The 22,093-nt window shown below is 68.7% G+C and carries 25 protein-coding genes; 11 read left to right on the top strand and 14 right to left on the bottom strand.

The features are described 5' to 3' along the window. The first annotated feature begins 14 nt into the window (after window positions 1-14). Complete coding sequence (locus EV652_RS23020) at window positions 15-503, top strand: DUF2505 domain-containing protein (protein ID WP_132211244.1); 489 nt, start codon at window positions 15-17, stop codon at window positions 501-503. A gap of 82 nt (window positions 504-585) precedes the next feature. After that, window positions 586-783, top strand: coding sequence for a hypothetical protein (locus EV652_RS23025; protein ID WP_242001933.1), 198 nt, complete (start codon window positions 586-588; stop codon window positions 781-783). A gap of 3 nt (window positions 784-786) precedes the next feature. Here the strand turns inward: EV652_RS23025 and EV652_RS23030 are convergent, their stop codons facing one another. Beyond that, complete coding sequence (locus EV652_RS23030; protein WP_132211246.1) at window positions 787-1,689, bottom strand: alpha/beta fold hydrolase; 903 nt, start codon at window positions 1,687-1,689, stop codon at window positions 787-789. Window positions 1,690-1,863: 174 nt separating this feature from the next. On the opposite strand from EV652_RS23030, the gene EV652_RS23035 reads away from it, so the two are divergent. Then, window positions 1,864-2,508 (top strand): TetR/AcrR family transcriptional regulator, encoded by a 645-nt coding sequence (locus EV652_RS23035; RefSeq protein ID WP_132211247.1) that lies wholly within the window; start codon window positions 1,864-1,866, stop codon window positions 2,506-2,508. A 37-nt stretch (window positions 2,509-2,545) separates the two neighbouring features. On the opposite strand, the gene EV652_RS23040 is transcribed toward EV652_RS23035, so the two are convergent. From EV652_RS23040 to EV652_RS23050, 3 genes are all read right to left on the bottom strand, one after another. Then, complete coding sequence (locus EV652_RS23040; RefSeq protein WP_132211248.1) at window positions 2,546-3,613, bottom strand: hypothetical protein; 1,068 nt, start codon at window positions 3,611-3,613, stop codon at window positions 2,546-2,548. 92 nt (window positions 3,614-3,705) lie between these two features. Continuing rightward, window positions 3,706-5,334: an L-glutamate gamma-semialdehyde dehydrogenase gene (pruA, locus tag EV652_RS23045; RefSeq protein ID WP_132211249.1), complete on the bottom strand. Its 1,629-nt coding sequence runs from the start codon at window positions 5,332-5,334 to the stop codon at window positions 3,706-3,708. A 148-nt stretch (window positions 5,335-5,482) separates the two neighbouring features. After that, window positions 5,483-6,073, bottom strand: a complete 591-nt coding sequence (locus EV652_RS23050) for a TetR/AcrR family transcriptional regulator (protein ID WP_132211250.1) — start codon at window positions 6,071-6,073, stop codon at window positions 5,483-5,485. A gap of 57 nt (window positions 6,074-6,130) precedes the next feature. Here EV652_RS23050 and EV652_RS23055 point away from each other — a divergent pair, with 57 nt between their 5' ends. Both EV652_RS23055 and EV652_RS23060 read left to right on the top strand, forming a co-directional pair. Continuing rightward, window positions 6,131-6,520, top strand: a complete 390-nt coding sequence (locus EV652_RS23055) for a nuclear transport factor 2 family protein (protein ID WP_132211251.1) — start codon at window positions 6,131-6,133, stop codon at window positions 6,518-6,520. A gap of 25 nt (window positions 6,521-6,545) precedes the next feature. Next, the gene (locus EV652_RS23060) at window positions 6,546-7,415 is read left to right on the top strand and encodes an alpha/beta fold hydrolase (RefSeq protein WP_132211252.1); all 870 of its coding nucleotides are present in this window, start codon (window positions 6,546-6,548) and stop codon (window positions 7,413-7,415) included. Here the strand turns inward: EV652_RS23060 and EV652_RS23065 are convergent. From EV652_RS23065 to EV652_RS23080, 4 genes are read right to left on the bottom strand one after another with little or no spacing between them, the layout of a single operon-like run. Next, a complete protein-coding gene (locus tag EV652_RS23065; RefSeq protein ID WP_242001934.1) occupies window positions 7,412-7,876 on the bottom strand; it encodes a VOC family protein in 465 nt (154 codons plus the stop codon). The two genes, EV652_RS23060 and EV652_RS23065, sit on opposite strands and share 4 nt — an antisense overlap. A 22-nt stretch (window positions 7,877-7,898) precedes the next feature. Beyond that, a complete protein-coding gene (gene ku, locus EV652_RS23070) occupies window positions 7,899-8,828 on the bottom strand; it encodes a non-homologous end joining protein Ku (RefSeq protein ID WP_132211253.1) in 930 nt (309 codons plus the stop codon). Window positions 8,829-8,844: 16 nt separating this feature from the next. Continuing rightward, window positions 8,845-9,375: a DUF6912 family protein gene (locus tag EV652_RS23075; protein ID WP_132211254.1), complete on the bottom strand. Its 531-nt coding sequence runs from the start codon at window positions 9,373-9,375 to the stop codon at window positions 8,845-8,847. Then, entirely contained in the window at window positions 9,372-10,838 is a 1,467-nt protein-coding gene (locus tag EV652_RS23080; RefSeq protein ID WP_132211255.1) for a WS/DGAT/MGAT family O-acyltransferase, read from the bottom strand. The genes EV652_RS23075 and EV652_RS23080 overlap by 4 nt, the downstream gene beginning before the upstream one ends. A 172-nt stretch (window positions 10,839-11,010) precedes the next feature. Between EV652_RS23080 and EV652_RS23085 the strand changes: the two genes are divergently transcribed. From EV652_RS23085 to EV652_RS23095, 3 genes are read left to right on the top strand one after another with little or no spacing between them, the layout of a single operon-like run. Further along, window positions 11,011-11,508 carry a cupredoxin domain-containing protein gene (locus tag EV652_RS23085; RefSeq protein ID WP_132211256.1) on the top strand — a complete coding sequence of 166 codons (498 nt, stop codon included), beginning with the start codon at window positions 11,011-11,013 and terminating at the stop codon, window positions 11,506-11,508. After that, window positions 11,505-12,833 carry a hypothetical protein gene (locus EV652_RS23090; protein ID WP_132211257.1) on the top strand — a complete coding sequence of 443 codons (1,329 nt, stop codon included), beginning with the start codon at window positions 11,505-11,507 and terminating at the stop codon, window positions 12,831-12,833. Before EV652_RS23085 ends, EV652_RS23090 begins: the two co-directional genes overlap by 4 nt. Continuing rightward, on the top strand, window positions 12,833-13,570 hold the full coding sequence (locus EV652_RS23095) for a nucleotidyltransferase domain-containing protein (RefSeq protein WP_132211258.1): 738 nt from the start codon (window positions 12,833-12,835) through the stop codon (window positions 13,568-13,570). The genes EV652_RS23090 and EV652_RS23095 overlap by 1 nt, the downstream gene beginning before the upstream one ends. Here EV652_RS23095 and EV652_RS23100 read toward each other — a convergent pair. The 5 genes from EV652_RS23100 to EV652_RS23120 all read right to left on the bottom strand — a co-directional run bounded on the left by EV652_RS23100 (window position 13,536) and on the right by EV652_RS23120 (window position 18,467). After that, a complete protein-coding gene (locus tag EV652_RS23100) occupies window positions 13,536-14,756 on the bottom strand; it encodes a glycosyltransferase 87 family protein (RefSeq protein ID WP_132211259.1) in 1,221 nt (406 codons plus the stop codon). The two genes, EV652_RS23095 and EV652_RS23100, sit on opposite strands and share 35 nt — an antisense overlap. A 5-nt stretch (window positions 14,757-14,761) precedes the next feature. Then, on the bottom strand, window positions 14,762-15,433 hold the full coding sequence (locus EV652_RS23105; protein ID WP_132211260.1) for an HAD family hydrolase: 672 nt from the start codon (window positions 15,431-15,433) through the stop codon (window positions 14,762-14,764). 138 nt (window positions 15,434-15,571) lie between these two features. Then, window positions 15,572-16,360, bottom strand: a complete 789-nt coding sequence (locus EV652_RS23110; RefSeq protein WP_132211261.1) for a DUF4097 family beta strand repeat-containing protein — start codon at window positions 16,358-16,360, stop codon at window positions 15,572-15,574. Window positions 16,361-16,536: 176 nt separating this feature from the next. Next, entirely contained in the window at window positions 16,537-17,802 is a 1,266-nt protein-coding gene (locus EV652_RS23115) for a CpaE/TadZ family protein (protein ID WP_132211262.1), read from the bottom strand. Continuing rightward, entirely contained in the window at window positions 17,802-18,467 is a 666-nt protein-coding gene (locus EV652_RS23120; protein ID WP_132211263.1) for an SAF domain-containing protein, read from the bottom strand. The genes EV652_RS23115 and EV652_RS23120 overlap by 1 nt, the downstream gene beginning before the upstream one ends. Before the next feature lie 170 nt (window positions 18,468-18,637). Here EV652_RS23120 and EV652_RS23125 point away from each other — a divergent pair, with 170 nt between their 5' ends. Continuing rightward, the gene (locus EV652_RS23125) at window positions 18,638-18,886 is read left to right on the top strand and encodes a helix-turn-helix domain-containing protein (protein ID WP_132211264.1); all 249 of its coding nucleotides are present in this window, start codon (window positions 18,638-18,640) and stop codon (window positions 18,884-18,886) included. On the opposite strand, the gene EV652_RS23130 is transcribed toward EV652_RS23125, so the two are convergent. Beyond that, window positions 18,883-19,428 (bottom strand): hypothetical protein, encoded by a 546-nt coding sequence (locus EV652_RS23130; protein WP_132211265.1) that lies wholly within the window; start codon window positions 19,426-19,428, stop codon window positions 18,883-18,885. The genes EV652_RS23125 and EV652_RS23130 overlap by 4 nt on opposite strands. Before the next feature lie 147 nt (window positions 19,429-19,575). Here EV652_RS23130 and EV652_RS23135 point away from each other — a divergent pair, with 147 nt between their 5' ends. Further along, complete coding sequence (locus EV652_RS23135) at window positions 19,576-20,658, top strand: LysM peptidoglycan-binding domain-containing protein (RefSeq protein WP_158441224.1); 1,083 nt, start codon at window positions 19,576-19,578, stop codon at window positions 20,656-20,658. A gap of 726 nt (window positions 20,659-21,384) precedes the next feature. Then, complete coding sequence (locus EV652_RS46200) at window positions 21,385-21,780, top strand: Rv3235 family protein (protein WP_158441225.1); 396 nt, start codon at window positions 21,385-21,387, stop codon at window positions 21,778-21,780. The last annotated feature ends 313 nt before the right edge of the window (window positions 21,781-22,093 follow it).

Here is a 22,093-nt window from a genome sequence, read left to right on the forward strand (position 1 = left end):
CCATGATGTCCGCCATGGAGCTGAAGCTGTCGGCGTCGTACGACGCCACACCCGAGGAAGTGTTCGCGATCGTCACGGACGCCACCTTCCGCGAGCAGGCGTGTCAGAAGACCAAGGCGCTGTCGTACTCCGTCGAGGTGACCGAGTCCGGCGGTGACACCATCGTCAAGGTCCAGCGCGAGATGCCGTCGGACGACGTACCAGATATCGCCCGGAAGTTCGTCGGCCAGACGCTGACCATCGTCCAGACCGAGACCTGGCACCCGGCCAAGGCGGACGGGTCGCGCGAGGCCGACGTGCGCGGCGAGATCAGCAACACCCCGGTCACTCTGAAGGGCACCGCCGAGATCACCGCCACCGGGGCGAGCACGGTCCAGGCGATCGAGCTCGACGTGAAGGTCGCGGTCCCGCTGATCGGCAGGAAGATCGAGCCGTTCGTGGTCGACGCGATCCGCTCCGGCCTGCAGAAGGAACACGAACTCGGCCGGGATTGGACCCACTGAGCCCGAGTGTCGTTACGGTGACCGGCTCACCTCCGGTGGCAACCTGAAAGCTGACGAGTTGCCACCCGGAGGTGAGCCAGTCGTGCGAAAGAAGGGCCGACGGGCCGAGCAGGCCGGCGAGGATTCGCAGTACTGCGTCTTCTGCGCCACCGTGATGCCGTTCGAACGGATCGAGGCCGCCGATCACCTGGTCGACGAGCCGGACGAGTGGATCTGCGTCAAGTGCGGTTCCGCACTTCTCGTCGATCCGCCCCTGCAGCAGCTCAACCGCACCGCCTGATCTCTACAGTGGTGGGCCGAAGCCGCAGACCACTGACTTGGCGTGCGCGGGGTCGAGCGCGTTGGAGACCAACTGCGCGACCGTCGGGTCGAAGGCCAGACCGACATGGCCGACCGGATCGAGCGGGCAGACGTCCTGGACGAACTTGTTCGTGACGCCGGGCTCGCGGATGAACGACGTCTCGTGCGGCGTCACCAGCGCGTCGAACCGGGACTCGATCACCGTGTAGTTGACCCCTGGCTGCGCGATCGGGCCGGCGGTCAACTGGTCCACGGCCGAGCCGCCGACGATCAGCTCGTCACAGGCCGGGCAGCCGAACTCCCGTAGTACCTGATCCACCAACGGTCGCAGACCGAGGTAGTCGCCCACGCTCACCAGCCCGCCGAACGTCGTACCGTGAGTCGGGGGTGCCAGCGCGACCACCTTGCCGACCTGACCGGCGTACCCGCGGATCTTCGGGCCGTAGATGCTCTGGAAGGCGCCCTCGGAGTGCCCGACGATATCCACCTTCGCAGCGCCGGTCGCCTGCCGGACCTGCTGCACGAACGCCGCGATCTCGGCCGACGACTGGGTGATGGAGACGGTGCCGCCGACCGGGATCGTCGGCGCTGCCTGGCCGTACGTGATGGAGAAGGCGCAGTAGCCCTTCGAGGCGAGGAACGGGCCGAGGTACGAGTAGTTGCCCGGTCCGTTGCCGCCCAGGCCGTGTAGGAGGACGAGCGGGTTCGGGTGCGCGGCCGACGGTTTGCAGGACCAGTTGTCGAAACCGGAGGACGGGGCCGCGGTCGCAGTGGTTGCGGCGGTCGCGGCGGTCGCGGCGGTTGCGGCGGTCGCGGCGGTCGCGGTGGTGGTGAGCAGCGCGGCGGCGACCAGGGCGACGGCGGCGCGGCGGATCAGGTGTGGCATGGCAGTACCCCTCTTCAGAACAGCCGCCGGCGCAGGCGATGTTCTCTTGCTGTATCTTCTCGGTGACGAGCAGATCACCGACAGTGCAGCATGAAGTCGGGTTATGAACAAGAGTTCGTGTTCAGAACCAGATCACTTGGTTACAGTTCCGCCACCCGGGGTAACGTGCAGCGCATGGGACGGACCATCCGAGGGCTCGACGCCGAACAACGCCGGGCCGAGCGCCGTGAGCAGTTGCTCGACGCCGCGCTCAAACTCTTCGCCGCGAACGGGTACATCAACACGTCGATCGAGCAGATCTGCAGTACGGCGTACATCGGCACGAAGAGTTTCTACGAAGTCTTCACGAACCGGGAGGACTGCTACGTCGCGCTGCTGCAGCGGACCTCGGAACGCCTGCAGGAGCAGGTCGCGGGACTGGCGGCGCAGGCGGTCGGGAACGAGCGCGAGGTGGCGCCGAAGCTGATCCAGGTGTTCGCCCACGCCCTGCTCGACGACCCGCGGGTCGCCAGGGTCACCTTCGGGATGGCGGCCGGCATCTCACCCCTGGTCGAGCGGCAGCGCCGGACCAACCGCCGCTGGGCGGCGGGATTCCTCGAGCAGCTCTGGGACCGGTACGACGGACCGCCCCGCGGCCGGGATGCCGCAGACCAGCGGGCGGTGCGGCACAGCGTGGCCATCGGCCTGGTCGGCGGCCTCTTCGACCTCATCTCCGACTGGTTCCTGGACGCCGATCCGACGAAACCGGACCAGATCGAGACCCTGATCGACGACATGACGACCTACTACATCGTCGTCCGACGAGGCCTCCTGACCTGACCTTGCGTCAGCGTCAGCGTCAGCTTCAGCTTCAGCTTCAGTCGAAGACGAGGGTTCTGAGGGCTACGTGGCCTTCCTCGTCGATGACGTAGTGGGCGTGGCCCTCGTGGTCGACGGCGACACCTTCGACGCGGCGGATATCGCCGAAGTGGTGCACGACCTTGGCGGAGACGACACCGCCGTCGGTGTCTGACGGGAGTTCGAAGCGGACGTGTTCGGACGCCGCGCGTGCGCCTTCCGGGTGGTCCGCGAGTACCGTCGCCGATTTGCCGGAGGCGTCGAGGTCACCGATGACGGCATCGAACCGGTCGCCGCCTCTGGTATCCAGGCCACGCAGTCCGGCCGGCGCCTCGACACCGCCGACGTCGCCGAGCACCCAGACGTTGCCACACCGCGGTACGGCGTTCGGGTCGTCGAACAGCTCCGACACGTTCTCGAGCTCGACCAGCAGCGGATGCCCGTCGGCGGTCACCGGGTACCGGATGCCGAGCAGCAGGTTGCCGTTCGCACGGAACTCGGCGGCCTCGATGTTGATCGGGTGATCCGCCGGATGGACGGTACCGTCCCAGCGCTTGGCCTTCTGCCGGCCGGCCGCGATGGTGGCGTCGACGTACGCCTGCTGCAGCAGCGCACCCATGGGCAGCAGTTCGACGCCGGCCAGGGCGTCGTTGATCGCCCGATGCAGGCCGAAGCGCAGCCGCACGATCTCGAGGGTCGCTCGGCCACCGCTCTCGATGGCGTCCGCGATCGACTGCTCGCTGACGCGGGCGATCCAGGACCGCTTGGCCGCGAGTGGGCCGGCCTTCTTCCCGAACTGCGAACCGACGAGGTAGACGTAGCCGTCCCGGGACGCGCAGGCCTCGGCGTCCTCAGTCTTGCCTGCGTTCAGGCCGGCGTCCGCGAACACCCGCAGCGCCGCCCACTCGTCGTCGAGTGGCGCACCGGCGGTGTGGACGAGTAGAGCCAGCGAGTCCTCGGCGGTGGCCTCGTCGAGCACCGTGACGAAGGCCCGGTCCCAGCCGTGGCGGCTGAGGACATCCGGCCCGAACACGCGGCACAGGTCGGAGGCTTCGTTGGGCTCCAGGTGCAGATCGGTCTCATGCATACCCGGGAAACGACGCAGCGGGCTCGATCTACTCCCGATCCCACCGATTCCCGGGTAAACCCCGACCACCCCTGATTACGGCTGAGGGACCGTCAGCCCTGGTGGGGGTAGCGGTAGTCAGTCGGCGGGGCGAAGGTTTCCTTCATCGAGCGAGGGCTGGCCCAGCGGATCAGGTTCCACATCGAGCCGGCCTTGTCGTTGGTGCCGGAGGCGCGCGCACCGCCGAACGGCTGCTGCCCGACGACCGCGCCGGTGGGCTTGTCGTTGATGTAGAAGTTGCCGGCGGCGAAGCGCAGATCGGCGGCTGCCGCGGCGACCGCGTGGCGGTCCTGCGCGATGATCGCACCGGTCAGACCGTACGGCGCGGCGCTCTCCATCTGCCGCAGCACGGTGTCGTAGTCGGCGTCGTCGTACACGTGCACGCCGAGGATCGGTCCGAAGTACTCGGTGGTGAAGATCTCGTCGGTCGGGTCGTCGGAGACCACCAGCGTCGGCCGGACGAAGTACCCCTCGCTGTCGTCATAGGTGCCACCGGCAACGACCTCGAGCGCGTCGGTCTGCCGGGCCCGGTCCAGCGCCGCCTTGTGCTTGGCGAACGCCCGGTCGTCGATCACCGCGCCGATGAAGTTCGACAGGTCGGTGACGTCGCCCATGGTGAGCGACTCGGTCTCGGCGACCAGGTCGTCGCGCATCCGCTCCCACACCGAACGAGCGACGTACGCACGGCTGGCCGCGGAGCACTTCTGGCCCTGGTACTCGAACGCGCCGCGCACCATCGCGGTCTTCAGCACGGCCGGGTCGGCGGACGGGTGCGCGAGGATGAAGTCCTTGCCGCCGGTTTCACCGACGAGCCGCGGGTAGGTCTTGTACGACGCGATGTTCGTGCCGACCGTCGACCACAGCGACTGGAACGTCTTGGTGGAGCCGGTGAAGTGGATGCCGGCCAGGTCCGGGTGGGTCAGCGCGGCTTTGCTCACCTCGAGGCCGTCGCCGGTGACCAGGTTGATCACGCCGGCCGGCAGGCCCGCGGCCTCGAGCAGCCGCATCGTCCAGTGCGCCGCGAACTGCTGCGTCGGCGACGGCTTCCAGACCACCGTGTTGCCCATCAGCGCCGGCGCGGTCGGCAGGTTGCCGGCGATCGCGGTGAAGTTGAACGGCGTGATCGCGTAGACGAACCCTTCCAGCGGCCGGTAGTCGACCCGGTTCCAGACGCCGGGGGACGAGATCGGCTGGTCGCTGACGATCTGCCGTGCGAACGCCACGTTGAACCGGAGGAAGTCGATCAGCTCACAGGCGGCGTCGATCTCGGCCTGCTGCACCGTCTTCGACTGGCCGAGCATGGTCGCCGCGTTCAGGGTGTCGCGCCACGGGCCGGCGAGCAGGTCGGCCGCCTTCAGGAAGATGGCCGCGCGGTCGTCGAAGGACAGCGAACGCCAGGACTTGGCGGCACCGAGCGCGGCGATCACAGCCTCCCGGCCGTCCGCCTCGGTCGCATTGCCGAGGGTGCCGAGTACGTGCGCGTGCTTGTGTGGCTGGACCACCTGGATCGGAGCACCGCCACCGAGCCGCTGCTCACCACCGATGGTGCAGGTCAGATCGATCGCACCGGCCGCGGTGAACTCCTTGAGCTTCGCCTCCAGGCTCGCCCGCTCCGACGATCCGGGCGCGTATCCCTTGACGGGTTCGTTGGCGGGCGTGGGTACGGCGGTGACGGCATCCATCGTGCGGTGCTCCTCGATCGTGGTGTGGATCGTGCTGGTACGCCGGTGCGGGTGGCGGCGCGACTCGCTGGTGATACGAGCATGTTGCCATGACTCACCACCGGAAACGAACCTGACCAGAAAGTGACCACGAGGCCGACTGGTCCGGTCAGGAACTGACCACCCCACGCCGGACCATTTGTAGCATACGTTTCACTCGGACAGGCTCCGCAGTGGCCATTCCAGCCGCCAGGACGAGCAGGTCGACCGGGTCGACATCGGCCCGCAGCGCGCCGGCTTCCTGCGCCCGTTCGACCAGCCCGCTGACCGCCGCCACCATCGCCGCATGCCACTCCTCGTGCAGCTGCGACCGTCGCGTTGACGGCTCCAGACTCCGGGCGAGATCACCCTTCTCCGCGACGTGGCGCACGAAGGCGGCCAGCCACTCGAAGAGCCGGTCGACGAGGGCTTCGGCCTCACCCGCCGCGACCGCGCCACCCCTTGCCCGGCCGACCGTGTCCAGCCCGGCCGCGTCCAGACCTGCCGCGCACAGTGCCTGCACCTCCTCGGCGTACACGGCGACGAGCAGGTCGTCGCGCGTCGGGAAGTGCCGGTACAGCGTCGCGTTGCCGATCCGCGCACGCCGGGCGATCTCGTCGAGCGGCGCCTGCGTTCCGAACTCGGCGAACACCTCCCGCGCAGCCTCGATCAACTGCTCGCGGTTCCGCCTGGCGTCAGCACGCAACTTAACTGGGGACATCCCTGGTTACACTACTCTCCTGGACAACCGGGGATTCCCCCAGTTAGGAGCTCGGCCATGGATCCCGCCGACCGGATCGCGATCACCGACCTCATCTCGCTGCACGGCCACCTCGTCGACGCCGGCGAACCCACCGACACCCTCTTCACTCCCGACATCGAGTACGACGTCACCGACCTCGGCGGCGGCGTGATCGTCGGCCCGGCCGCGCTGCAGGAGGCAGCCGAGGCCCTCGGCGACAACAACCCGGTCGGCCACCACGTCACCAACATCGTCCTGACGGAGGCCGGCCCGGACGAGGTCACCGCCCGCTCCAAGGGCCTCGGCGTCATGTCCGACGGCGCGTGCGGCAGCGTCACCTACAACGACCTGATCGTGCGAACAGACGACGGCTGGCGCATCCACCGCCGAACGGTGCTCGCCAGGCGGCGCCCACTCGGCAGGTAGTTCGCGGGACGGTAGGTTCGCGGGCATGGCTGGTGTCGGGCATTTCGTGAGCGCTGAGGCGCAGGCGGTGTACCTGCGGCTGTACGACGTGACGCTGATGGGCATCCCGGGGCAACGCGAGTCGGTCGACGTCAGTACGACGTACGGGCAGGTGCGGGTGTATCGGTACGGCGCCGACGACGGGGTGCCGATCGTGTTGCTGCACGGTCGGGCCGGGACGTCGGTGATGTGGGAGCAGAACATCCCGGGGCTCGCCGAAAAGCACCCGGTCTATGCGATCGACGTACTCGGGGAACCAGGGCGCAGCGTGCAGACACTGCCGATCCGGTCATCCGAAGAGCAGGCGGTGTGGCTGAACGAGACGCTGGCCGAGCTCGGCCTGGCGAAGGCACATGTCTCCGGGGTCTCCGGCGGTGCCTGGCTCGCGTTCAACCTGGCGTTGCATGCACCCGAGCGGATCGCGTCACTCGCCCTGGTCGAGCCGGCGAATGTGTTCGCGCGGTTCGACTGGCGGTTCCTGCTCGGCGGGTTCGCACTGGTGCCCGGTCTGCCGGATGGCGTCGGCGCGCGGTATCTGCAGTGGGTCGCCGGAGGCGTGCCGATCCAGCAGCCGGCCGGGCGCCTGGTGATGGCGGGGTTGCGCGACTACCGGATGAAGCTGCCGATGCCGTCGTACGGGACCGATGACGCACTGCGGAGCGTTCAGGTGCCGACGCTGGCGCTGCTCGGTGGGCGCAGCGTCGTCCATGATCCGCTCAAAGCGGCGCATCGGGCACAGTCGTTCCTGCCCGACAACCAGACCGAGCTCTGGCCGGAGGCTGGGCACGGCCTGCCCGCCGAGTTCCCCGAGCAGTTCAATACGCGACTGCTCGAGTTCCTCGGCGGACAGCCTTAGGGCCGCCAGGGCATGTGCTGCAGCGCCCAGGTGTTGCCGTCCGGGTCCTTGAACCACGCGTAGAAGACACCGCCGAGGTCCTCAGTCTCACCGACGTCGATACCGCGGCCGATCAGCTCCTGCCGAGCGGCCTCGATGTCCTTCACGACCAGGTGCAGAGCACGCAGCGAACCCGGCTCCATGTCCGCCATGGGCAGGCCCTGGAGCAGACTGATCGAGCAGAACGAACCAGGCGGCGTCAGCTGCACCACGCGGACGCCGTCCGCCGGCGAGACGTCCACGTCGACATGGAACCCACACTGCACGGAGTAGAACCGCTTCGCCCGGTCGATGTCTGTCACCGGCACCGGGATGAGCTCGAGCAGGAAGTCGCCCGGCTTTACGAGCGGTGCGGTCGGATCCGCCGGGATCTCCGAAGCATCCTTCGGGACCTCGGTCGTGGTCGGGGGCCGCTCGGTCACGCCTCTACCTCGCTACGCTCGCTCATGCCGACTTCCTCGTGCTCTTCTTAGCCGTCTTCTTCGCCGCGGTCTTCGCGGTCTTCTTCGCGGCTGCCTTCTTGGCCGGCGCGGCCTTCTTGGCAGGTGTCTTCGCCTCCGCCTTCTTCGCCGGAGCGGTCTCACCGCCGCCGGACCTGCGAGCCTTGGCGGCTTCGACCGAGGCCCGCAGCGCGGCGACCAGGTCGACGACCTCGGCGCCCTCCTGCTCTTCCTCCTCGGCCTCCGGCATCGGCACGCCGGCCGCCTTCGCCTCGACCACCTGCTCGAGCGCGTGCCGGTACTCGTCGTGGTACTGATCCGGGTCGAACTCACCACGCAGGGTGTCGATGTACGACGCCGCCATCGCCTTCTCCTGCGAGCGGATCTCCACGTCCTCGGCCGGCGCCGCGAACGACGCGTCCCGTACTTCGTCCGGCCACAGCATCACCTGCATCACCAGGATGTCGCCGTACGTCCGGAGCAGGCCGAGGCTCTCCCGGGACCGCAGCGCGACCTTCACCAGCGCGTACAGCTCGGAGCCGTCGAGGGCGTCACGCAGCAGCACGTACGGCTTGGCGCCAGGACCACCGTCGGCCGCCAGGTAGTAGGACTTGCCCAGGTACAGGGGGTCCACCTGGTCCGCGGGCACGAACTCCAGGACGTCGATCACCTTCTTGCTGGACAGCGGCAGGTCGGCGAAGTCGTCCGGCTCGAGCACGATCATCCGGCCGTCGGCCATCTCGTAGCCCTTACCGATGTCGGAGTACGGGACTTCCTCGCCGCATTCGGCGCAGATCCGCTTGTACCGGATCCTGCCCCCGTCGGCGACGTGCACCTGGCGGAACGAGATGTCCTTCTCCTCGGTCGCCGAGAACACCTTGATGGGGATCGTGACCATCCCGAACGAGATGGCCCCCTTCCAGATCGCCTGCATCGCCACCAGCTCCCTGTCAGCTCAAGCCGTTCATCCCGCCGCGCGGCCCCTCCGCCGCCAGCAGATCGGGAATCTCTTGCGTCGCGTACCACATCAGGTCTTCACCCTCGCACGAATCCAGGGCGAAAAGGGCGTCGTCATCCCCATTCTGAGCCGCGTCCCAGAGGTCGGCGGCCTTCCCGACCACCGCCACCGCCTCGGCCGCGTCCATGTGCACCGCGGCCACCGTGGACCACGGCACCACCACGTTCAGCTCGAGCCGCGCGTCGCCCAGCTCGACGGTGCCGTCCGCGGGCGGCACCGCGCCCACCTCGCAGGCGACGACCAGGCGTCTCCGTGCTGTCCCCGGATCGGCCGCGAGCAGTCCGACCGAGGCCCGGGCCGCCTGCGCCATCGCGGCGTACTCGAGCTCCTCGTCGTCGCCCTGGGCGTACCACTCCCGCAGCGCCGGCGTCACCGCGTACGCCGTCAGCGGGGGCGGACCGAACTCGCCGACGCGGCAGGCGTCGTCGAGCCGCCGCAGCGTGGATGGGATGTAGACCCTCATGAGTCCGCCTTCTTCGTCGTACCGCGGGGATTCTTCCGGCCCCGGGAGGCCCGGTTCCGGCTGCCCCTGGTGGTGTCGAGCAACTCGTCCAGCGCATCCGTCACACATTGGGCGAAAACAGCCAGGTCGGGCATCGCGGTGCGGTCCGCGTTCAGCCCGAAGGACACCTTCCCGTCGTACGACGTGACGCCGACGGACAACCCTTGTCCCGGCATCAGCGGCACCACCGGGTACGACGCCAGCATCGGCGCACCCTGGGCGTACAGCGGGAACTGCGGACCGGGCACGTTCGTGATCACCACGTCGTCGATCGGCCGGACCGTCGTGGTCGCGACCCGGGCGGCCAGCGCGTGCAGCGTGGTCGGCGCGAACCCGGCGATGCCGACCAGCGAGCGGGCACTGACCGCGCGACCGGTGTCCTTGTGCACCTTGGTCTGGTACGAGATCTGGTGCAGGCGCATGACCGGCGAGTTCTCCCCCACCGGGAGCGTCACGGTCGACGCGATCACACTGGAACCGAGCGAGGTCGGCTCCTCCTCCTCGTCGTCACGGATGCTGACCGGGACCACCGCCCGCACGCTACGGGTCGGCCCGACGCCCTCACCGCGCGTCATCATCCAGGCCCGGAACGCACCCGCGACCACGGCCAGGATCACGTCGTTCACGGTGCCGCCGTGCATCGCCCGGACGGTCCGGTAGTCCTCCAGCTCGGTCTGCACCGTGGTGAACCGGCGCTGACCGGACGTCTTCACGTGCAGTGAGCTCTCTTGTACGTGCCGCTGCGCGGCCAGTGAGCCGACTACGCCGCCGAGCACCTCGCGGACCGAGGTGGAGCCGGTCAGGCTGGCCATCTCGGCCCGGGCCAGCTCCAGCACGGCGGTCGGGTGGCGGGTGGCGTCCGCGAACACCCCGGCGAGCAGCTCCAGCGCGGACGGCGGGTGGTCCGGCTGCCAGGTGTCGGTCGGGGTGTCCCGCGGGTGCGCGGTCGCGTCCAGCACGACCTGGCCGATGTCGACCGTACTGTTGCCGTCGACAAGGGCCTGGTGGGACTTGGCGATGATCGCGAACCGGTCGCCCTGCAGGCCCTCGACCAGATACATCTCCCACAGCGGCCGGGCCCGGTCCAGCCGCCGGGACATGATCCGGGCGACCAGCTCCAGCAACTGGGCGTGCGTCCCCGGCCGGGGCAGGGCCGAGCGCCGTACGTGGAAGGTGATGTCGAACTCTTCGTCGTCCACCCAGACCGGGCCGGCGAACCGGCCGGGCACCTGCTGGACCCGCTGCCGGTACCGCGGCACGAAGGCGATCCGATCCCGGATCAGAGCCACCAGGCTCTCGTAGTCGAACCCGTCGTCACCGTGCACCGGCGGCTCGAAGATGTCGACCGTCCCGACATGCATCGGAGTGGCCGGCGACTCGGCCTTGAGGAAGGTGAGGTCCAGCGACGTCAACCGGTCCGGCATCGGGCACCTTCCTCTCAGTCGATCAGCTTGTCTCGTCACCCTAGCGGCCCGCGCGGACAGTGGGCTGCGACACTGGCTGTACGGGAACACTGAGCTATTGGTGTTCGTCAGGCAAGAGGGTGTGTTCCACGCCCCGAGAACCGCATCAGACCCTTGAAAGGCCCCTCGACCCATGCGTTCGACGCTCACTCGCGGCACCGCCACCGCTCTCCTCCCCGCACTCGCCATGCTGGTCCTGGCCGGTTGCGGGAGCGAATCCGACGGCGGCGCGAGTCCGAGCACGACCCCGTCGTCGACCCCCGTTCAGCCGACCGGGAGCCCGACCGCCGTGCCGACGATGACGCCGACGCCGGGCAAGCCGAACTCCAGCAGCCCGTCGAACACCGCCGACCCGTCCGGTGAGCAGGCCGACGTGACCATCAACATCACCGTTGCCAATGGCAAGGTCAACCCGAGCGGCGCGAGCATCAAGGTGCAGGCCGGCCAGACCGTCCTGGTGACCGCGGTCAGCGATGCGGCGGACGAGGTGCACATCCACGGCTACGACAAGGAACTGCCGCTGACCCCGGGCAAGACCGCGTCGGTCAAGTTCACCGCGAACATGAAGGGCACCTTCGAGATCGAGACCCACGAGAGCGGCAAACTGGTCGCCAAGCTCGTCGTCTCGTGAGGCCGCTCCTGCTTCCGTTACATGGGATCGGTGGCCGGCAGGATCTGCCGATCCCGTTCAGCCTGGCCGTCGGCGGTGCCGCGGTTGCGATCGCGCTGTCGTTCGTCATCCTCGCCCTGGCCTGGCGGAGTCCGAAGTACCGCGGCAACGCGTCCGGAAAGCCGTTGCCGGCCGCAATCACCCGGACGGTCGACGCCGGCTGGTTCCGCTGGATCGTCCGGCTGGTCGGTCTGGCGACCTTCCTCTACGCGATGGTCTCGCTGCTGTTCGGCGTGGACCGGCTGACCAACCCGATCTTCGGCTTCATCTACATCCTGGTCTGGGTCGGCCTGGTGCCGATCTCGATCGCGCTCGGCCCGGTCTGGCGGACGCTGAACCCGCTGCGGACCATCCACCTGCTGCTCTGCAAGGCGCTCCGGCAGCCCCCGTCGAAGGGCCTGCTGGAACTACCTTCCTGGCTCGGCCTGTGGCCCGCGACGCTGGGCATCTTCGCCTTCACCTGGCTCGAGCTCGTCGCGCCGGACCGGGCGACCATCCCGGTCCTCCAGGCCTGGATGGCTCTGTACGTCGTCATCACGCTCTTCGGAGCGATCCTGTTCGGCGACCGGTGGTTCTCGACCGGCGACCCGTTCGAGGTCTACGCCTCACTGATGGCGCGGCTGTCGCCGTGGGGCCGTCGTACCGACGGAGCGCTGGTGGTCCGCCGGCCGCTGGAGAACCTCGACGGCCTCAAGGCGCAGCCGGGTCTCGTCGGCATGGTGGCCGCGCTGCTCGGCTCCACGGCGTACGACGGCTTCTCGAACTCGTCGGCGTGGATCGGCTGGGCGCAGAACACCGACTACTCGATGACGCTGCTCGGCACGTGTGCACTGATCGCGTTCATCCTTTTCGTGCTAGTGACGTACTCGGGTGCCACGCTGCTGGCCGGCCGCCTCTCACACACGTCGCGTCGGGCGCTGCCCGGGTTGTTCGCGCACTCCGTCGTACCCATTGTCCTTGGGTACGTCGTTGCGCACTACATGACTCTGTTCATTCTCGAGGGGCAGCGGACACTCATCTACCTGAGTGACCCGCTCAGCAACGGTGCCAACGTCTTCGGCACAGGGCTGCTCGCAGTGAACACCGGCATCACCAACCACAGCGGGACGATCGCGGTCATCCAGGTGCTGGCCGTCGTCGGTGGCCACTTGCTCGGTGTCATCTCGGCTCACGACCGTGCTGTCGCGCTCTTCCCGCGGCAGAGGGCTCTGGTTGGTCAGGTGCCGCTGCTGGTCGTCATGGTCGGCTACACCATGGGCGGCCTGCTCCTGCTGTTCTCTTCGTGATGTACACGGTCGCGGAGCGGGAGAGCCTGCGGGACGCGCTGGTGCACGCGGCCCGGGCGGACGAACGTGTTGCTGGTGCTGCACTGACTGGCTCGGCCGCAGTGGATGCCGAGGACGAGTGGTCCGACGTCGATCTGGCCCTCGGTCTGGCGCCGGGTGCCGATGAGAACGCCGTACTGGCCGACTGGACCGCATCCATGTATGGGCGGTACGGCGCTGTGCACCACACCGACGTGTGGTCGCGCGGGACGGTGTACCGGGTGTTCCTGCTGGCTTCGACGTTGCAGGTGGACATTGCCTTTGCACCGGCGGCTGAGTTCGGTGCACTGGGTCCTACCTTCCGGCTGCTGTTCGGCGAGGCTGTTGAGCAACCTGCCTGGGCTGCCGCGGATCCGTTGAGCTTGGTCGGCATGGGGTGGCTGTATGCGTTGCATGCGCGGTCCAGCATCGCGCGGGGCAAGGTGTGGCAGGCCGAGTACATGATCAGCGGAGTGCGTGATCACGTACTGATGCTGGCCTGCTTGCGGCATGGTGTCCCGCACTCGCAGGGTCGCGGCCTCCACCTGTTGCCTGAGGCCACCACAGCCCCCGTGGAGGCGACGCTGGTGCGGTCACTGGAGCCCGCTGAGCTACAACGGGCGTTCCGCGCCAGTGTCGACGTACTGCTGACGGAGATCGCGCACGTCGACGCTGAGCTGGCTGTCAGGCTTGATCGGCCGTTGCGGGAGCTGGTTTAGGCAGGCTGCGGCTGGTGACCGCCAGGATGATGAAGGCGATCATGCCGAGGATCAGGTGCGAGTTGCCGGGAATGGACTGCCAGAAGGTCCAGTCCAGCTCACGGTCGTCGCGGAAGGGCACCCACCAGATCGAGCGCAGTACGAAGAGGCCGTAGAAGAGCACACCTGTCGCCACCGCCGGATTGAGGCCCCACACGCGGTTGACCGCGCGGATCAGGCTCACACCGAGCGGGATGATCCACACCCAGTGGTGGCTCCACGTCACCGGCGACGCGTACAGGACGGCCAATGCCATCACCGAGATCGCGGTAACCCGCTCGTCCGCCAGCCAGTACCGCCGAGCAATCCACAGCACCAGGAGGCCGAAGACGGCCGAGAGCACGAACCAGGTCGGCTGCACCCAGCCCGCTTCGTTGCCGAGCCGGTGCAGGAAACCGTTGAACGACTGGTTGCCGGTGTAGGCGAGCCCGCCGACGCGGTTGGCGTCGAGGATGACCTCGGTCCAGTACCGCCAGGACTGGTTCGGCACGATCGCGAACCCGACCGCCATCGTCGTCAGCAGACCCAGTACGGCGTTGCGCAGCGCCCGCCACTGCTTGGTGACCACGAGCAGCGCCAGGAACGGCAGCGGAGTCAGCTTGACGCCGATCGTCACACCGAGCCAGAAGCCGCGCAGCCGCGCGTTCTGCGGCCGGACCAGATCCAGCAGAATCATTGCCGTCAGCAACAGGTTGATCTGGCCGAACTGGATCGTCTGCCAGACCGGCTCGAGCAGCAGCGACAGCACGGTGAGGGCGACCAGCAGGACGGTGCGCTTGCGCTGGCTGAAGTACGACCAGGCGGTCTCCGGCAGGCTCGTCCGCCAGATCGCCGCGACGCTGAGCACCGAGATCGTCGTCCAGACGACCAGCGCGACACCCCACGGTACGGCGGCCAGCGGCACCATCGCGATCGCGGCGAACGGCGGATAGGTGAACGGCAGATCGGATCCCGGCAGCTTGGCGTCGTACAGCGAACCGCCGTCGAGCAGCACGGAGCCGCCCATCCGGTAGACGCGCAGATCGATCATCCCGGCGAACAGTCCGTAGGCCCATGCGCCGAGAGCGACCAGCGCCGCGCAGGCGACGATCCCGATGAGGAGCCGGCGGTTGACGACGGGGCGGGAGGCAGGGGAGGTGGTGGTCATCACGGTCACGTCAGGTCGACTCCGAACAGGGTTTCCAGCGCGCGCCGGGTCTCGTCGTACGAGGTGTGCAGGATGCCGGTCATGCCGAGCGCGTTCGCGCCCTCGACGTTCAACGCGAGATCGTCGATGAAGACACACTCCTCGGCCTTCAGCTCCAGCCGGCGGGCGGCCAGCAGGAAGATCTCCGGCTCGGGTTTGCGCAGCCCGACCTCACCGGAGATCACGATGTCGTCGAACATCCCCTCCCAGGTGTCCCGCGGGTAGGTGTTGCCCCACGAGTTCGACAGCAGTGCGGTCCTGATCCCGTGCGAGCGGGCCCGGCGGACCAGCGCGCCCATCGCCGGCTGGTGCTCGAAATGCGCGAACATCCGCTCGATCAGCCCTTCCGCGGGCACCGGCGTACCGTCGCGGCGGAGCAGGATCGAGGCGAGCTTGCGCTCGAAGTCGGGTACGGCGATCTGGCCGCGTTCGAGGGCGTGGATCGGGTTCAGCTCGGCCTCCGCAGCCGCATCGGCGGGCGTCTCGGCCGGCAGCCAGGCCATCACGGCCTTCACGTACGAATCGAAGTCGAACCCGTCCAGCTCGGCCCACCGCCGCAGCGCGTCCTCGAGCCCGGAAGTCAGCACACCGCCCCAGTCGACCAGCAACCCACGCGGAACACCCGACTCCAGAGACATGCGCGCAAGCCTACTCAGAACAAAACCACCCTAACCGTGGCGGTCCTCCCCCTAACTCCCCGTAAGCGCCCCGGCAACCTCCTGGGGCTGCTCCCATACCCCGACCGCGTGTACATCTCCTCCCCAGGGGAGGACTGATCAGCGGTCGTATTCGATGGTGACGTCGCCGGACGAGGTCTTGGCGGTGATGCTGCGGCCGGCCGTCGGATCGTGCAGGATGCTGGTGGTGTCGTCACCCGACGACGTCTCGGTGTCGACCTTGTACGGCTTGGTCCCGGTCGGGATCCGGATCGTCACGTCCCCCGAACTCGACTCGGAGTCAACCAGCTGCGGTTCGACGGAGAAGTCGAGGTCGACGCTGCCCGAACTGCTCTGCGTGCTCACCGTCGTCGCTCTCAGATCCTGGGCCTCGAGATCACCCGAGCTGGACTCCATCTGCAGCGCCCCGGCGATGTTGTGGGCCTCGATGCTGCCCGAGCTCGACTTCAGATCCGCGCCGGCCTGCAGCCCCGACACCTTCAGATCCCCGCTGCTGCTCTCGAGCGTCACCTTCACGCCCTCGGGCACGGTCAGGATGTAGTTCGTGTCGCACCCGAACGACAGGAAGCCGCAGCCGGTGTCGCGCAGCTTCAGCGTCCCGTCCTCGTACTTCTCCTTCGGGTCGGAGCCGAACACGTTGCGCTCGAACTGCCGCTCGATCTTGACCTCCGACCCGTCCCCGGACCGTACTTCGACATCCGCCGAGCGAGCCTCGATCGTCAGCGCCTGCCCCTCCACCGGGTAGGTGTCCTGACTGACCTTGGTGTCCTCGGTCAGCCCGGTCAGCGCCCAGTACACCCCGCCGAGGATGAGCGCGACGGAGATGGCGATGCCGTACCGCCGCTCCGTGCTCATCGTGCTCGCCGGCCGGCTCTGAACCTCGGACATGCTTCCCCCTGGGGTGCGGTGACTACCTGTCAACCCTGGCACATCCCCGGCCCCCTGTCGGTGGGGTTTTCCCCCGTATCCCCACCGACCCAACCCTGACCTCACGAGGCGAACCCCTGAACCACCCACCGCACCCCAACCCCCGCCGTCCACCGACCTCCAGGGGGTCAAGAGACTCAGGTGGCGAGGTCTTTGGTGATTGTGGTGGCGAACTGCTGGAGGGATTTGCGGAGCTTGCTGGACTTGGCGGACTCGGCGAGGCTCCGCCCGTGCGACATGGCGGCGTCGACCGCGCTCTGGTCGAACGGGAGCAGCGCAGCGGCCTCGACCCCGGCGTACCGCCCGAGCGCCTCCGCGATCGCGTCAGCGGGAGAGCTCCCTAGCGACCCCGAGCGGATCCGGTTCACCACCACCCTGGTGCTGACCGACGGCACCACCGCCCGGAGCTCGTGGATCGCACGGATCAGCCGGGTTAGGCCAACCGGGTCCGCCGTCCCGACGACGATCACCTCGTCGGCCTCCTCGAGCGTCGCCAGGGTCGCACCGTTGCGCCGCGGCGCCAGCGAGTCGAACGAGATCTCCTCGTCGGTCTCGATGCAGAACCCGACATCGACCACCGTCAACGGCGCGAGCATCCGCGCCGTCGACCAGATCGACTCGATCGCCGCGGGCCGCAGCTCAGTCCACCGGTCTGCCCGGCTGAGCCCAGTCAGCACGAGTAGATGCGGCTCGACCTGCCGCGCGTGCTTGGCGAGCATCGCCATGTCGAGCGAGCCGCTCCCCGCCGACCGCGCCGCGGCCGCCAACCCCGACGTCTCGTCGAGCATGCCGAGTTGCTGCGCGACCGTCCCGCCGTACACATCAGCATCGGCCAACAGGGTCGGCACGCCTTTCACCGCGAGCTCGCACGCCAGCCCGACCGCGACCGTCGTACGCCCCGGCGCACCTGTCGGACCCCAGACCGCGACCATCCGCCCGCTGCCCTGGTTGTAGACCGGCGGCGGCTGACCGGTCGTATCGGGCGTCATCGGTACGAATCCGCCGGCGAAGTGGGAGACCGACATCGGCGGACCGGCCTCGACCGCGTCGGTGACGGCCCGGCCGAGATCCTCCGGACTGACGTCGGCCGGCAGGATCCGCTCGATCCCCATCCGGCTGAGCCGGTCCTCGGTGCCGAACGGTTCGCCGCTCTCGGAGGGGTCGACCAGCGCGACCACTGCGATCCCGCGGGCGTGCAGCGCGGCCACCGCGTCGGAGGTGAGCCTGGGCAGATCGTCGGCGAGTAGCACCGCCCGTGCCTGCCCGCTCGCGGCCGCAGCCATCACATCGGCGATGTCGACGCAACGCCGTACCACCCGGATTCCGGGCGCGCGCTCGGCCCGCCGTACGACGTCCGCCTCCCACGGAGCCCCGGTCACCGCCAGGAGGACTGGTATCGACATCAGCTGCCTCGCCTGACGAGAACCGGCTCGCCCGTACTCAACGCGGACAACGCGGACTGGAGTCGTTGCAGGTCTGACTGCCGCTCCAACCCGACCAGGACCTGTCGACGGGCCGACCCACCCGCAACCCCTTTCACCGCGTCGATCTGGAGCACCCGAACCCCCATCCAGAACTTCATCGCCGGCTGGTCCGCGTCCTTCGGCACCACCCAGATGTCGACCTGGTCCCCCGCCGCGGTGTCCGACGGCAGGCGTCCGGTGGCGATCGACAGCGGCAACTCGGTGCGGTCGTTGTCCGACTCGGGGACGGCAGCGTCCTGCGGTACGAACTCACCCGCGTCGACAGCCCGGGTGACGACGAGCCCGTTGAGGTCCGAGTCGGCAGCGACGTACCGCCCCGCGTCCTCGCTGTTGGTGAAGCGCACCCGCGCGGTGGTGAGGTCGTCGCCGGTCAGCTTGGTCCCGGCGCGCAGGTCGTGTTTGGCCGCCCAGATCGTGGTGGTGTCGTCGGCAGTCGAGAGCAACTTGGCGCCGGCCAGCGCGGTGACGGCGACGAGTAGTACGCCGAGCACCAAGCGGCCGTCTTTCCACCGGGCTCGCCGGTTGCGCTGCGCCGGGACGGACGGTGCCCCGAACGCGGTACCGCGTACTGCTGTGTCGACCACGTCGAACTCCCCAGTCAATCGATCGCTCTCGAAGCCGACATTCTGCCGTGTCGAGGCACCTCCGCGTGAACGGCTATCCACAGGCTGTCAGCCTGGGGACAAACGGGATCGTCCGATCGCCAACCGTGGCAAACTGAAGGAACCAGCCACTACGTGAAGGAGCAGAACGGATGCCGGCTCCGCGATTCCTCCAGCTCGCCGACGTCGCCGAGGTGCTCAACATCTCCGCGAACCAGGTGTATGCCCTGGTCCGCCGCGGTGACATCCCCGCGGTCAAGATCGGCGGCCGCGGCCAGTGGCGGGTCGAGGCCACCGAGCTGGAGAAGTACATCGAGCGTCTCTACACCGAGACCCGGGACTTCATCGACGCCCACCCGTTCGGCGAGGAGGCCGAGCAGTCGGAGGACGTGCACAACTAACGGCGGCGTAGGGCGCACAGTGCCTGGGTCGGCACCAGGCGCACGTTGTAGACCTCGGTCCGCCGCCGCGGCGCATCCAGCGGATGCTCCGCGATCTCCAGGAAGTCCGCCCCGACCCGATCGATCGTCCCAGTGACCGGCACTCCGCCGCAGAACAGCGTTACCGGTGAACGATCCCGCGCGATCCCGCGCAGCAGGTGAGCAAGACCCAGCTTCCCCGCCACCGCCCCGACGGCCGGTTCGGCCCACGGCCCGAGTCGATGGACGGCGACCAGCGCGGCGACCGGGATCAGCCACTCCTCGTAGCGCTCGGCCTCGATCAGCAGGCAGTCCTTCCCGACCCGGGTGAGCAGCCCCTGGACCGGCTCCGCGTTCCTCAGTTCCACCCGTACGACGGTGTCGACCGCACCGCGAAGCCGGTCGAGCACGGTGATCTTGCCGACCTCGGTGCGGATCCGGTCCGCCACCTCGCCGTACAGATCCCCCTCCTGGAGCGCGTCGAACTGCGACTCCAGATCCGCGAACAACGCATCCCACCGCATGGCCGCGAACCTACCCGATCGCGCTCACCTTCCGTGCGGCAAGCCGACGCTGCGTGACATTCCGCTTGCAAACCGCCCTCAGTACGGGTCTATAGTGATCAAGCCAAAGCAAACTAAAGCAAATTCATAGATCAGACAGGAAGCGGGGTGAACGCGATGATCCGAGGGCTGAAGGGCATCCTCGCGCTGGTGGCGCTGGCCGGCCTGGGCGTCGGTCTGCGCTGGATGACGGCAGGTTCGATCGGCGCGGCGAACAGCCACGACCTCGACTCGATGGCCGTGCTCGCGGTCGGGACTGTGGCGTGGATGGCCTACGGCTGGCTCGTCCTGGCCGTGCTGGCGACCGTCCTGGAGCAGATCCCGGGCGTGATCGGCGCGGCCGCCTCCGCGGTGACTGGGCGGATCACCTCACAGACCTCCCGCACCCTGCTCCGCTCTGCCCTCGGGTTGGCCGCCGTCACTCCCCTGACCGTCGGCGTAGCCCAAGCCACCCCAGGCGACGGCACGATCGCCCGCCCATGGACCCAGCTAGAGCCCCGCTCCACCGTCCAACCCACCAGCACCCCGTGGCGTACGACGGAGCCGCCGTCAACCGTCCAGCTGTCCGGCCCCGCGCCGTACGCGCGCCCCTTTGGTGGCACCGTTTCCTCCGGTACGCCGGCCTCCACGAACCGGCCCACCACCGAGCCCCCGTCAACCGTCCGCCTCACCGGTCCCACGCCAGCCACGGACACCAGCGCCAGCCGCCCGCAGGATGTTCTGCGTGAGGGCACTCGCCCGCAGGACGCCGTACCGACAGCGCAGCAGCGGACGACCTCGCAGCGCGGCACCGCCGGCACGCGATCCGGCCAACCAGCTGAGCGATCCGCCGACAGTGCTCGGACTGACGTGCCGGCTGACGCCCGTACACGGCGTGGTGTGCCCTCCGAGGCTCGTACGCAGCCTGGCGTGCCAACAGACTCCGCGACGCGGGGTGAGGTGCCTGGTGGGGCTCGGGTGCGGGTTGGTGTGCCGGACCGGCCGACCGCGGGTGCGGCCACCCGGTACACAGACGTGCGGTCGGGTCAGCCGGTGCGGGTTCCTGCACGTGTCGTCGTCAAGCCCGGCGACACCCTCTGGAGCATCGCCGCGAAAGACCTCGGCCCGAACGCGACCGCCGAGGACATCGCCGCCCGCTGGCCGGCCTGGTACGCCGCCAACCGCCAACTGATCGGGCCCGGCCCGACCTGATTCTTCCCGGCCAGGTGCTGCGAATCCCGGCATCCGCGACCGGCAACCCCGTGCCGCCCACCCAACAGGAGAAGTGACATGAGCCAGAACCTGCCCGCGGTCCCGTCCCAGCACCCCACCCCGAGCCGCACCCTGGCCCCGGTCCCACCACTCCCCAACACCCCAACCGCCATGCGCGACCTGGCACACACCCAGCCCGACCTGACCGCAGTAGCCGCACCCCGCCTCCGCGCAGCCAACCCCCACCCGACCCACCACACGATCCCCGCCACCGTCCGCCACGCCGGCACCATGCCCACCGCGGCCCTAGCCCTCCGCCACCAAGCCCTACCCCACCTAGGCATCACCCCCTGCCAACCCGAGCCCTCGACCACTCCCGCAGTAGCCGTGAGCGAGCCCTCCGCCGCTCTTGCAGCTGTCCCAGCCGCGTCCCTGGCCACGCCTATGCCAAGCGAACGCCCGGCTGGCGCTGCCCCGACCGAACGCTCAGTTGCTCCTGGGTCTGCTCCGGCCGACTCGGCTGCTCCTGCAGCAGCCTCGGCCGAGCACGCTGTTGTTTCTACAACTGCCGGGACCGAGCCTTCAGCTACTTCTGCATCAGCACCGGCCGCGTCCCCAGGTATACCTGCGTCGGCTCCGGGGCTCGGGTCCGATCAGAGCGCGGTTCGCGAGCGGACTGCAGGTTCGCGTCGAGCGCTTGCCGTGGTCCCAGGGCATGCTGACGGCGTGGCGACCGCCACCGAGTCGACGGATGCCCCGAAGCGAGTTACTGCTGCGGGGCCTGGCTTGCCGGATGCTCGCGCTTGGGGTGGGCGATTGGCGCAGGCAGTGTCCGAGGTCCTGGCAGGCGACCGGCCGATCTCGCAGTTGGTGCGCTTCACGGACGAGGCGGTATTCGCCGACCTCAACCGCCGGGTCCGGCTCCTTGGCCTGACCACAACCGCCACCGCTCGCGGCGCCAAGGAACGCAGCTCCGTGTGTTCGGTCCGCATCTGCACCCCGGCAGAGGAGATCGCAGAAATCGCCGCCCACGTCCGCCACGGCGACCGTTCCCGCGCCATCGCCCTCCGCCTGGAGATCCGCCGCAACCGCTGGATCTGCACCGCCCTCGAACTCGGCTGACCCCCATACGTCCCCCACTCCACCCGACCCCACGCATCCCCGCGCCCCACCTTCGACCACCCGCGACGGCGCACAAGCCGATCAGCCGAGCACGCTGATCTGCCGCGGCGGCGTATCCGTCATCGCGCCATGCCCTGCCGTGACGAGCTGGTCAGCCGAGGTGCCGTGGACAACCGAGGCAGCCCGCTCTGCGGCGGCGACGTGCCAGCCATCGCGGATGTGGTCTGTGTGCTGTGGCGACAAGGGCCGTGGTGTGGTGGGACTCGGTTGTGTGTGGCGCCTCGAGGTATCGGAGGAGCCGTGGCAGCGGGAG

Origin of the sequence: Kribbella steppae (assembly GCF_004342025.1) — a bacterium.
Taxonomy (GTDB): Bacteria; Actinomycetota; Actinomycetes; order Propionibacteriales; family Kribbellaceae; genus Kribbella; species Kribbella steppae.